Annotated in this window: 11 protein-coding genes; 3 read left to right on the top strand and 8 right to left on the bottom strand. The window is 35.1% G+C overall.

The window, feature by feature from the left end; all coding sequences use genetic code 11:
* Window positions 1-60 precede the first annotated feature (60 nt).
* The 6 genes from AC4AGG_RS04420 to amaB form a co-directional block, all read right to left on the bottom strand.
* Window positions 61-1,119, bottom strand: coding sequence for an NAD(P)-dependent alcohol dehydrogenase (locus AC4AGG_RS04420; protein WP_489770774.1), 1,059 nt, complete (start codon window positions 1,117-1,119; stop codon window positions 61-63).
* An 83-nt stretch (window positions 1,120-1,202) separates the two neighbouring features.
* Window positions 1,203-1,709 (bottom strand): GNAT family N-acetyltransferase, encoded by a 507-nt coding sequence (locus AC4AGG_RS04415; RefSeq protein ID WP_489770773.1) that lies wholly within the window; start codon window positions 1,707-1,709, stop codon window positions 1,203-1,205.
* Window positions 1,710-1,778: 69 nt separating this feature from the next.
* On the bottom strand, window positions 1,779-2,018 hold the full coding sequence (locus AC4AGG_RS04410; protein WP_489770772.1) for a DUF2007 domain-containing protein: 240 nt from the start codon (window positions 2,016-2,018) through the stop codon (window positions 1,779-1,781).
* A gap of 61 nt (window positions 2,019-2,079) precedes the next feature.
* A complete protein-coding gene (gene lat / locus AC4AGG_RS04405) occupies window positions 2,080-3,414 on the bottom strand; it encodes an L-lysine 6-transaminase (RefSeq protein ID WP_489770771.1) in 1,335 nt (444 codons plus the stop codon).
* A gap of 12 nt (window positions 3,415-3,426) precedes the next feature.
* Window positions 3,427-4,239, bottom strand: a complete 813-nt coding sequence (locus AC4AGG_RS04400; RefSeq protein WP_489770770.1) for a hypothetical protein — start codon at window positions 4,237-4,239, stop codon at window positions 3,427-3,429.
* Window positions 4,240-4,241: 2 nt separating this feature from the next.
* On the bottom strand, window positions 4,242-5,792 hold the full coding sequence (gene amaB, locus AC4AGG_RS04395) for an L-piperidine-6-carboxylate dehydrogenase (RefSeq protein WP_489770769.1): 1,551 nt from the start codon (window positions 5,790-5,792) through the stop codon (window positions 4,242-4,244).
* A gap of 213 nt (window positions 5,793-6,005) precedes the next feature.
* Between amaB and AC4AGG_RS04390 the strand changes: the two genes are divergently transcribed.
* Window positions 6,006-6,167 (top strand): hypothetical protein, encoded by a 162-nt coding sequence (locus tag AC4AGG_RS04390; protein WP_489770768.1) that lies wholly within the window; start codon window positions 6,006-6,008, stop codon window positions 6,165-6,167.
* A 68-nt stretch (window positions 6,168-6,235) separates the two neighbouring features.
* Window positions 6,236-6,736, top strand: a complete 501-nt coding sequence (locus AC4AGG_RS04385) for a hypothetical protein (protein WP_489770767.1) — start codon at window positions 6,236-6,238, stop codon at window positions 6,734-6,736.
* Window positions 6,737-6,813: 77 nt separating this feature from the next.
* Here AC4AGG_RS04385 and AC4AGG_RS04380 read toward each other — a convergent pair whose 3' ends face one another.
* A complete protein-coding gene (locus tag AC4AGG_RS04380; protein WP_489770766.1) occupies window positions 6,814-8,205 on the bottom strand; it encodes a type III PLP-dependent enzyme domain-containing protein in 1,392 nt (463 codons plus the stop codon).
* Between the two features lie 183 nt (window positions 8,206-8,388).
* Window positions 8,389-9,027, bottom strand: a complete 639-nt coding sequence (locus AC4AGG_RS04375; protein ID WP_489770765.1) for a thiamine diphosphokinase — start codon at window positions 9,025-9,027, stop codon at window positions 8,389-8,391.
* A gap of 110 nt (window positions 9,028-9,137) precedes the next feature.
* On the opposite strand from AC4AGG_RS04375, the gene AC4AGG_RS04370 reads away from it, so the two are divergent.
* Window positions 9,138-9,617, top strand: a complete 480-nt coding sequence (locus AC4AGG_RS04370; protein ID WP_489770764.1) for a GNAT family N-acetyltransferase — start codon at window positions 9,138-9,140, stop codon at window positions 9,615-9,617.
* Window positions 9,618-9,677 lie beyond the last annotated feature (60 nt).

The following is a 9,677-nucleotide window of genomic DNA, read 5'->3' as shown; positions in this document are numbered from 1 at the left end:
TTATATCAAAACCAATCTCTTACAAACAAATTATTGCTTAAATGCCTAATTCAATAAATTTTAATCTTTCAAAGATTTCATATCAATAACGAAACGGTATTTGACATCGCTTTTCAACATGCGTTCATAAGCGTTGTTGATATCTTGCATTTTGATGATTTCGATATCAGAAACGATATTTTTTTCGCCACAGAAATCTAATAATTCTTGTGTTTCAGCGATTCCGCCAATCACAGAACCCGCAACTGAACGTCTTCCTAAAATCATAGGAACGGTCTGTAATAAAGAATTAACTTCTCCTAAATATCCAACCAAAACCAATGTTCCGCTAATACTTAATGTATTGATATAAGGGTTAAGGTCGTGGTCATAAGGAACCGTATCAATAATTAAATCAAATTTCCCGGACACAGATTTCATTTGTTCAGCATCTGTTGATATCACCACATTATCAGCTCCTAAATCCAAAGCATCTTGAATTTTTGAAGGAGTTCTGGAAAACAGAGAAACTTCTGCACCCAAACCTTTTGCTAATTTAACAGCCATATGTCCAAGTCCTCCCAATCCAACAACTGCTACTTTGCTACCTTCCTTAACATTCCAATGACGAAGTGGAGACCAAGTAGTAATACCTGCACAAAGTACTGGTGCAACAGCAGCCAAGTCCAAATTTTCAGGCACTTTCAGAACAAAATGTTCATCAACCACCACTTTTTCCGAATATCCACCAAAAGTGTGTCCACCTAAAACCTTATCTGCACCATTGTAAGTTCCTGTAAATCCATTTAAACAATATTGCTCCAAATCTTGTTCGCAACTGCTACAAGTTCTACAAGAATCTACCAAACAACCAACTGCAACGGTATCTCCAACTTTATATTTAGTGACTTCAGAACCAACTGCGGTTACTTTCCCCACAATTTCATGACCTGGAACCGAAGGATACTTAGTCCCTCCCCAATCATTTCTTGCAGTATGAAGATCACTGTGACACACGCCGCAATACAAAATATCAATTTCAACATCTTTTGGATTGACCGTTCTTCTTTCGATCACCATTTCCTGAAGATCAGCCTCTTTAGACTCTGCTCCGTACGCTTTTACTTTATAAGAATTCATAATTATAATTTTAAAGGTTAAAGTTACCTCATTAAAAATGAGATATCGATTAATCTAAGTTAAAGTTTGTGAAAGTTTTTTAATTATTCTTTAATCAAGACTTTTTCAAATGCTTTTCTGGCAGACCCTCGAAAGTAAACTTCACCGCAATATTGATAGTCTAATTTTTCTAAAATTTTCAACATTGCAAAGTTATCAAAATTAGTATCTAATTTAATAGATGGAAAGCCATTTTTCACAGCATAGACCTCAATCTCTTTCAAAATTAAAGTCGCCATTCCTTTACCCAAATGGTCTTCGGAAACAGCAACTCTATGGACTACCAAAAAGTCACCTTGGGTCAACCATTTCCCTTCAATACCTTCATAAGCTGGTTCAAAATTGGGAATCAATGCCGAATACGCAATAACTCCTTCCCCATTGTCTAAGACAAAACCAAAACCTTTATCTATATCATTATCTACGGTTTCAGGATTGGGATATCCATCCTGCCACTGCAAAGACCCATCTTTCCTCCTTCTTTCCTTTGCTTGAAAAAGAATTTCCCAAATACGTTCCGCGTCTGATTTTACGGCTTTTCTTAATTGCATTTTAATGTATTTAGCCAAAATTACCCCGAAAAAACTTCGAGGTAATTATAAAGTTAGTATAAAATTCTATTAATTTTTTATATCCAAATCGGTTTCCTTCAGATATGCATCAATAATTTCGAAAGCCTTGGCTTCATCTTCCAAATTGACTTGCAGTTTAAGTGTTGCAGCAGTTGGCGTGGTCATAAAAGACATGTAAGAATTTTGAGTAAAACTTACGATATCTTGACCATCTAATTTAGATTTTATCAACTGAATTTCTGCAGGATTCTCACTTTCAAAAACGACTACTCTTGTTTGTCTTTCCATAATTTATAATTTTGAATTACGCAAAGTAGGGAAAAAATTATTGTATTACAAATTCGAAATATTAATTCTCATTAATGCAACGTTCTATCATTTCCAGCGCAATATCGATTTCTTCCTTGGTTACATTAAGGTGTGGACGGAATCTAATGGCTTGCTTTCCACAACCCAGAATAATCAATCCATCATCATAAAGCTTGTTTCTAAGCTCATCTCGCATTTCGCTTGAAGGCAAATCAATAGCGCACATCAATCCTCTTCCTCTTGCGCCTGAAAATATTTGTGGATATTTTGTTTCTAAATTTTTCAATCTTTCTAATAGATAATCTCCGACAAAACGGGCATTTTCGACCAAATTTTCTTTTTCGATGACTTCTAAAACCAATTGCAGACGAAGCATATCAATAAAATTACCTCCAAAAGTAGAATTGATTCTGGAGCTCTCTCGGAAAACGTTATTTGGGACTTCATCAAATTTTTCCTTGTTGGCTAAAATTCCACAAACTTGCGTTTTTTTACCAAACGAAATCACATCTGGTTTTACTGAAAAATGTTGAAAAGCCCACATTTTACCCGTAATTCCTATTCCGGTTTGGACTTCGTCAAAAATGAGTAGGATTTCATTAGCATCACATATTTTCCTTAATTCAACAAAAAATTCATCTCGGAAATGATTGTCTCCTCCCTCCGCTTGAATAGGTTCAATAATAATGCAAGCCACCTCATCTGGATGCGTAAGAATCGCTTCTTCGATATTCAACAAAGCCAATCTTTCTTCTCTTATCGTTTCTTCCAAATTTTCCTCTGTAATCGGGAATATCAACTTAGGATTCAGGATTCTTGGCCAATTAAATTTTGGGAAATATTCATATTTCCTTGGGTCAAAAGTATTGGTCAAACTCAAAGTATATCCACTTCTTCCATGAAACGCTTGACGAAAATGTATGCAAACTCCTGCTTCTTTTTCGATTCCCTTTTCGAAATTCTTTCTGGTTTTCCAGTCAAAACAAGCTTTCATAGCGTTTTCAACGGCTAATGTTCCACCCGAAATAAAGAACGCATATTGCAATTCCTCTGGAATAGCCACCCTTTCAAACACTTCCATAAATTGCGCATATTCCTCGGAATACACATCGGCTAAAGTAGGTTTGTTGACCGCCATTTTCCCTAACCAGTTAGATTTTTCCAACAAATACGGATGATTATAACCTATTGCACCAGAAGCAAACATCGAAAACATATCGAGAAACTTTTTCCCTGTTGCCTTATCATAAATCCAACTTCCTTGAGATTTTTCCAAATCCATAATCAAATCGAATCCATCTGCAAGAAGATGTCTTGATAAAACCTGCTTAACAGGATTGGTGTCCGTTGGTTGTGTTGCTATTGCGTCGTTCATATAATTTTTGTTTTAATTGCAATTTTTTTCAAAATAATCTACTATTTGCGCATCTGAAAATTCAGCACTTCCATAACTTCCGTTCATTACATAGCTTCCGTTTTGTAACACATAATCGTTGTACTCCATTTTCTTATAGACGTTCTGCGAAAACGCCATGTAAAAGGCACCATTGATAAAGAATTTACCTTTTAAAAGATTTTCTTGAGAAACATAATTAGAAAATTTAATTTCTCTTTTTCCAGAAACGTTGCCAGACAAATCATACCACCATTTCTCAATTTTTGCCAAATTTCCATTTTCAACAGTAAATGTCTTTGAAACTCTGTTATTATTAACACCTGAATACCTCTCGGTAATGACATTGCCTGAATATTCATAAGTAAAAGATATAGGGGTGCTATTTTGAATTGGATATTGAGAAATTATTTTTTGACTAACAATTTTTCCATTTTCAATTACAAATTCCTTGTCATAAGGTCTTACAACTTGATTAGATGAAACTTTTACGTAAACAGTATTCCCTGTATATGTGATTTCATCTGTGGCACTACTCGAAAAGTAGAACGTTCCACCAGTTTGACCTGGCGATAATGCTACAAAACTTCCAATTACCTTAGAAATTCTATTTTGAGAATCATATTCAAAAGAGAATTTTGTAAAATCATTGACTGCATTGGAAAGCGAGAGATCATCAAAATTATAGTTGTAAGTTTTAGCACTTATCACTTTACAGGACGTGTTATCTGTAGGATTATTCGTCTCGTCATCACCGCATGAAAAGACAAGAAGTAAAAAGCAAAAAGCTGCTAATAGATTTTTCATTTTTATATATCAAATTTAATCCCTTGTGCTAAAGGTAATTGCGTAGAATAATTAATCGTATTGGTCTGTCTTCTCATATAGTATTTCCAAACATCGGAACCTGATTCTCTTCCACCTCCCGTTTCCTTTTCGCCTCCAAAAGCACCACCGATTTCTGCACCAGAAGTTCCAATGTTGACATTGGCAATTCCACAATCCGAACCTGCATGCGATAAGAAAAGTTCAGCTTCTCGTAAGTTTTGAGTCATAATTGCGGAACTCAATCCTTGCGGAACATCATTCTGCATAGCAATGGCATCTTCCAAATTTTTGTATTTCATTAAATAAAGAATCGGTGCAAATGTCTCATGTTGAACAATTTCGTAAGAATTTTTAACCTCAGCGATACATGGTTTCACATAACAACCTGACTCGTATTCTTTACCTTCTAATACACCACCTTCAACAACAAACTCCCCTCCTTCTTTTTTACATTTTTTAATCGCATCTAAATATTGATTTACTGCAGTTTGGTCAATTAAAGGACCTACGTGATTATTTTGGTCAAGAGGATTTCCTATTTTAAGTTGTCCGTATGCTTTTACCAGACGATTTTTAACTTCATTATAAACCGATTCGTGGATAATCAAACGCCTTGTAGAAGTACAACGTTGACCTGCAGTTCCCACTGCTCCGAAAACCGCTCCAATTATTGACATATCCAAGTCTGCATTTTCTGTAATAATAATGGCGTTGTTTCCGCCCAATTCTAAAATGGATTTACCAAAACGTTCAGCCACTTTAGAACCTACCATTCTTCCTACTCTTGTAGAACCCGTAAACGAAACCAAAGGAATATTTTTATCACTCACCAACAAATCTCCAATTTCATGGTCTGCAACCAAAACAGCAGAAATGCCTTCTGGCATTTGGTTTTCCTTTAAAACTTCATTGATGATATTTTGACAAGCAATAGCGCAAAGCCCTACTTTTTCGGAGGGTTTCCAAACGGTAACGTTACCACAAATCCAAGCTAAAGCGGTGTTCCAACTCCAAACTGCAACTGGAAAATTAAAGGCTGAAATAACGCCAACAATTCCTAAAGGATGATATTGTTCGTACATGCGGTGCAATGGTCGCTCCGAATGCATCGTGTAACCATGAAGTTGACGAGACAATCCGACTGCAAAATCGCAAATATCAATCATCTCCTGAACTTCTCCCAACCCTTCCTGAAGCGATTTTCCCATTTCGTAGGAAACCAATTTCCCAAGGTCGTCTTTGTATTCTCTTAACTTCAAACCAAATTGTCTAACCAATTCTCCTCTTTTAGGAGCTGGAATCATCCGGAATTCCTTAAATGCTTTTTGAGCCGTTTCAATAACTTTTTCGTAATCTTTGGAAGAAGCTGTTTTGATTTTTGCTATCAATTTTCCATCCGTAGGCGAATAACTTTCGATAATTTCTCCCGAAGCAAAAAATTTACTTCCCATGGAAACACCTTTGTTTTCTTCTTTTATTCCTAATCTTTTCAAAGATTTTTCGATTCCGAAATCGTTCTGTTTTTTAGCCATAATTTAGTGTTTGGTTCGTTCTTAAAGATAGCAACAATTCCGAAATTGGCAAAAAATCTTTAATGCCACTATTAAATATTCTATAACGCAAGTTGAAAAACACCATCCATTTCAAATCTCCAAAAGGTTAACCTCAATCGGAATAATCAAGATTTTCAATAACTTTCTAACAATCATTTGAAATGGAATCTCTAATTTTGAAAAAAATTTGAAATGAATACGCCAGAAGAAAATACAGAACAACAATCCAAATTTAAGAAATGGTTCAAAAGAGTGGGTTGGGCTGGTTTAGCTTTTTTCACCATCAAAGGACTCGTTTGGTTGGTGGTTATCTACTTTGGAGCTGATTTTTTGGAAGGCTGCAATTCGAAATAGATTCACCGTCTAAACAATAAGAAAAAGCTTTGAAAAGGTTCTGATGAACCCCTTTTTCATTTTGCATCATGGAAAAATACTTTAAGCTTTTATTTTTCTTTATTCTGAGTGTTAGCTGTAGCTTTTTGATTTCTTCTACAAAGGCAACTGTTGAATATGATTCAATTATTATTTACAAGCTAAAGAATGAATCATTAAAGAAAAAATGGAAAAAGGGTGACCCTCGTTACCAATTAATCCATGGAAGTTCGAGTCCAAAAGACTTAGCTGATAATTTCGAGAAAAAACTGCACAATTTCGGATATCGTCTCGTCAATCACTCTCCTGAAAAGTACGAGCAAATCTGTAAAAAAATAAACGGCCTCGAATTTGGGAAACTCAACTATCAGTTCTCTTGTCTTCACACCTATCGAGATATTTTCGTTTATAAAAAACTAGACAAAATCGTAAAAATCATCAAGCTCTGTACAAGCTGTCACGCTAATGAAGAAATCACTAGCGAAGGCAATCAAGAGTTATTAATTCTTTGGCAAGATTACGAAGATTTGGAAGTTTTACTGGAGAACTAAGCACAAAAAGGATCTAAACAAAACAAAAGAGCCTAATCCTACAGAATAAGCTCTCTCATATTTTTTCTTTTTAATCTTTAATATCCTAAAAGTTTCAAGATATCTTGAGGTTCTTGTTTTTCTCGGAAAACCTCATAATGGAAATTACCTTCGTCATCCTTATCAATTAAGACGTGTCTCGGTTGAGGCATCAGACAATGATGAACCCCGCCATAACCGCCAATTGTCTCTTGATATGCTCCAGTATGGAAAAATCCAATATACAAAGGTTTGGTATCGCTAAAAACAGGTAAATAAATCGCATTGGTATGCTGTTCTGAATTATAATAATCGTCCGAATCACATGTCAATCCACCTAAAAATACTCTTTCGTAAGTATCGTCCCAACGATTGAGCGGAAGCATTATAAAGTGTCTTGAAATCGCCCAAGTATCAGGAAGTGTCGTCATAAAAGAGGAATCAATCATATTCCATTTTTCTCGGTCATTCTGACGTTTTTGAGAAATAATTTTATATAAATTAGCACCACTTTCACCAACCGTAAAACTTCCAAACTCTGTATAGATATTAGGTTCTTCTACCCCTTCTTCTTCACAGAATTTTTTAATTTGAGAAACAATTTCGTTCACCATATATTGGTAATCGTAATCAAAATTAAGCGAAGTCTTAATCGGAAAACCGCCTCCAATATTCAATGAATCTACTTCTGGCGCAATCTTCTTCAATCTTGCATACACACGTAGACACTTGTACAATTCGTTCCAATAATATGCGGTGTCCTTGATTCCTGTATTGATGAAGAAATGCAACATTTTCAATCTCGCATTCGGGTGTTCAGCGATTTTTTGAGAGTAATAAGGGATTATATCCTTGTATCCAATTCCCAAACGTGAAGTATAGAATTCAAATTTTGGTTCTTCCTCAGAAGCAATTCTGATTCCAATATCAAATGTAGTGTCAATGCTTTCTGTCAACTTATCCAACTCACGATAATTATCCAAAATCGGAGTGATATTCTCAAATCCCGAATTAATCATTTCGGAGATTTTCAATAAATAATCGTCCGTCTTGAAACCATTGCAAATAACCTCAATGTTTTTATCAACTTTTCCGTTGTCATAAAGCGACTTCACGATATCCATATCGTAAGCAGAAGAGGTCTCAATCGAAATATCATTTTTCAATGCTTCTTCCAAAACAAAATTAAAATGACTCGACTTTGTGCAATAACAATATTGGTACTTCTTCTTGTAATCGTTTTTCTCGAATGCTTCTTTGAACCAGTTTTTAGCTCGTTGAATATTCTGCGAAATTTTTGGCAGATAGCTGATTTTCAATGGAGTTCCAAATTGCTCAATCACGTCCATCAATGGAATATCATGAAACAAAAGTTTGTTCTCAGCAACATTGAATTCCTCTGTCGGGAAATACAACGTTTGGTCAATCAGCTCAGAATATTTTATTTTCATTCTTAAAAATTCGAAATTTGAAGTTTAATACACAATTTTAATACATCCAAAAGTTCAGAAACTGAACTTCTCTCATCATTTTCTTTGCAAAAATAATTCATTTATTGATTGAATCTCGAAAAAAATAAATTTCACTCACGGAAAAGCGCTTTCGAAATGATTGACAGTAACAAAAATGCGTGATTACAAATATTGACCACCCACAAAAATGAGCAAATCTCCATCTTCGTAAGTGATTTCCACTGTATTTTCTGAGGCATAATTACGTGTGCCGATTCTTGAAGTCATGTCCAAAAATTCATTGTTGAGTTCCCAATTAAGCCCTTTCGTCTTGATATTTTTTGCAATTGGAAACGGAAAAAGCGAAATCAATTGACCTTTAACATTAGTGATTTCAAAGTTTTTTGGAATAAAAAAATAAGTTGAAAACTCATCCAAAAAATTAATTTTCAATTTATCTTTAAACTTAAATGCCGCCGTAAGATTGCCCAAAAAATGGTCCATCTCTCCTCCACTTCCTCCAAAAACATCTACTTCTGTCGCTCCTTTGTTCAGCAAAACCTCAAGTGCTTTTTCGAAATCTGCAAAATCTTGGTCTGGAGTCTCAATAACCTTAAATTTAAATTCTTCAGAATACTGTTTTAAATCTTTATAATTGGTTTGGGAATCCAAATCGCCAGAAACAAAATCAAGTTGAGTCAATGGAAAACCTCGCTCCAAAAGATAATCAAAAGCGCCATCCGTACATCCAACAATATCATAATTTCCCACTTCAGGAAAAGCATTGGGCGGAGTTCCGTTAATGAATAGAAGCGCTCTCATTCGATTATTTGTTTCTTGTTTTGAAAGTTTAGAAATTCAAAGATAATCGAAAAACTTGAAGCCCAAAATTCTGAAAAAACATCTTTATCTTTGTCGTTAAAATTAAAATAATGCAGGAATTTGTAATAAGAAAGGCTGAAGAAAGAGACACTACCACCATTTTTGATTTGATTAGGAAGCTTGCGATTTATGAAAAACTCGAACATGAAATGGTTACCAGTCCAGAAGAACTTTCTAAGCAAATTTTCGAAAACAAGTATGCGGAAGTTCTTATTGCAGAAGAAAACGGGATTCCTGTGGGATTTGCACTGTACTTTTTCAATTTTTCGACTTTTGTTGGTAAGCCAGGACTCTATTTGGAAGACCTCTTTGTGGAGCCAGAACATCGTGGAAAAGGTTACGGAAAAAAACTTCTCATCGAATTAGCAAAAGTGGCACAAGAAAAAAACTGTGGCCGAATGGAATGGAGCGTCCTCGATTGGAACACCCCTTCCATCGAATTCTACAAGTCTCTTGCTGCTAAACCCATGGACGAATGGACTGTTTTTCGGCTTACAGAAGAAGAAATTAAAAACCTTGCATCGACCTGATTTTCATTATAATTTGACGATTTTCTTATCCCCCCTTTTTGGAAAATCACTAAATTTGCG

Source organism: Chryseobacterium sp. CG10_8 (genome assembly GCF_058117085.1).
The sequence above is the reverse complement of the archived record's forward strand: the minus strand, read 5'-3'. Positions and strand labels throughout refer to the sequence as shown.

Bases quoted from the DNA above. Each gene is read 5' to 3' on its own strand.
- AC4AGG_RS04420 (WP_489770774.1), bottom strand. From the start codon at position 1,119: ATGAATTCTTATAAAGTAAAAGCGTACGGAGCAGAGTCTAAAGAGGCT.
- AC4AGG_RS04415 (WP_489770773.1), bottom strand. From the start codon at position 1,709: ATGCAATTAAGAAAAGCCGTAAAATCAGACGCGGAACGTATTTGGGAA.
- AC4AGG_RS04410 (WP_489770772.1), bottom strand. From the start codon at position 2,018: ATGGAAAGACAAACAAGAGTAGTCGTTTTTGAAAGTGAGAATCCTGCA.
- lat (WP_489770771.1), bottom strand. From the start codon at position 3,414: ATGAACGACGCAATAGCAACACAACCAACGGACACCAATCCTGTTAAG.
- AC4AGG_RS04400 (WP_489770770.1), bottom strand. From the start codon at position 4,239: ATGAAAAATCTATTAGCAGCTTTTTGCTTTTTACTTCTTGTCTTTTCA.
- amaB (WP_489770769.1), bottom strand. From the start codon at position 5,792: ATGGCTAAAAAACAGAACGATTTCGGAATCGAAAAATCTTTGAAAAGA.
- AC4AGG_RS04390 (WP_489770768.1), top strand. From the start codon at position 6,006: ATGAATACGCCAGAAGAAAATACAGAACAACAATCCAAATTTAAGAAA.
- AC4AGG_RS04385 (WP_489770767.1), top strand. From the start codon at position 6,236: ATGGAAAAATACTTTAAGCTTTTATTTTTCTTTATTCTGAGTGTTAGC.
- AC4AGG_RS04380 (WP_489770766.1), bottom strand. From the start codon at position 8,205: ATGAAAATAAAATATTCTGAGCTGATTGACCAAACGTTGTATTTCCCG.
- AC4AGG_RS04375 (WP_489770765.1), bottom strand. From the start codon at position 9,027: ATGAGAGCGCTTCTATTCATTAACGGAACTCCGCCCAATGCTTTTCCT.
- AC4AGG_RS04370 (WP_489770764.1), top strand. From the start codon at position 9,138: ATGCAGGAATTTGTAATAAGAAAGGCTGAAGAAAGAGACACTACCACC.